This is a genomic window from Xanthomonas maliensis, assembly GCF_009192945.1.
Taxonomy (GTDB): Bacteria; Pseudomonadota; Gammaproteobacteria; order Xanthomonadales; family Xanthomonadaceae; genus Xanthomonas; species Xanthomonas maliensis.
Genome location: NZ_NSET01000135.1, coordinates 1 through 1,318 on the forward strand (window position 1 = coordinate 1; position 1,318 = coordinate 1,318).

At 65.9% G+C, this 1,318-nt stretch carries 1 protein-coding gene; it reads left to right on the top strand.

The window, feature by feature from the left end:
* The coding region (gene xylA / locus CKY51_RS22275; protein ID WP_152250073.1) for a xylose isomerase at positions 1-1,314 on the top strand (1,314 nt) is incomplete at its 5' end.
* Between the last annotated feature and the right edge of the window lie 4 nt (positions 1,315-1,318).

Genomic DNA, 1,318 nt, shown 5'->3' on the forward strand with positions numbered 1-1,318 from the left:
AAGGAATACTTCCCCGGCATCGGCAAGATCGGCTTCGAAGGCCGCGACTCGGACAACCCGCTGGCCTTCAAGGTCTACGATGCCAACAAGCGCATCGGCGAGAAGACGATGGCCGAGCACCTGCGTTTTGCAGTGGCGTACTGGCACAGCTTCTGCGGCAATGGCGCCGATCCGTTCGGCCCGGGCACGCGCGCCTATCCGTGGGATGCCGGCAGCGAGGCGCTCGGCCGTGCCGAGGCCAAGGCCGATGCCGCATTCGAGTTCTTCACCAAGCTGGGCGTGCCGTACTACTGCTTCCACGACGTCGACCTGGCGCCGGATGCCGACGACATCGGCACCTACCAGAAGAACCTGGCGCACATGGTGGCCATCGCCAAGCAGCGCCAGGCCGACACCGGCATCAAGCTGCTGTGGGGCACGGCCAACCTGTTCTCGCATCCGCGCTACATGAACGGTGCCTCGACCAATCCGGACTTCAACGTGGTGGCGCGCGCGGCCGTGCAGGTCAAGGCGGCGATCGATGCCACCGTCGCGCTGGGCGGCGAGAACTACGTGTTCTGGGGCGGCCGCGAGGGCTATGCCTGCCTGCACAACACCCAGATGAAGCGCGAGCAGGACCATATGGCGCGCTTCCTCACCCTGGCGCGCGACTACGGCCGCAGCATCGGTTTCAAGGGCAATTTCCTGATCGAGCCCAAGCCCATGGAGCCGATGAAGCATCAATACGACTTCGATAGCGCCACGGTGGTCGGCTTCCTGCGCCAGCATGGCCTGGATCGGGACTTCAAGCTCAACATCGAGGCCAATCACGCCACCCTGTCGGGCCACAGCTTCGAGCACGATCTGCAGGTGGCCAGCGATGCGGGCCTGCTGGGCAGCATCGATGCCAACCGCGGCAATCCGCAGAACGGCTGGGATACCGACCAGTTCCCGACCGACCTGTACGACACCGTCGGCGCGATGCTGGTGGTGCTGCGGCAGGGCGGGTTGGCGCCGGGCGGGCTGAACTTCGACGCCAAGGTGCGGCGCGAGTCGTCCGATCCGCAGGATCTGTTCCTGGCCCATATCGGCGGCATGGACGCCTTCGCGCGCGGGCTGGAAGTGGCCCATGCGCTGCTGACGTCCTCGCCGTGGGAGCAGTGGCGCAGCGAGCGCTACGCCAGCTTCGACAGCGGCGCCGGCCAGGCCTTCGAAAGCGGCCGCAGCACGCTGGAGGACTTGGTCTCGCATGCCAGCAGCAACGGCGAGCCGAGCCAGCGCAGCGGTCGCCAGGAAGCCTACGAGAACCTCATCAACCAGTACCTGACGCGTTGATGTT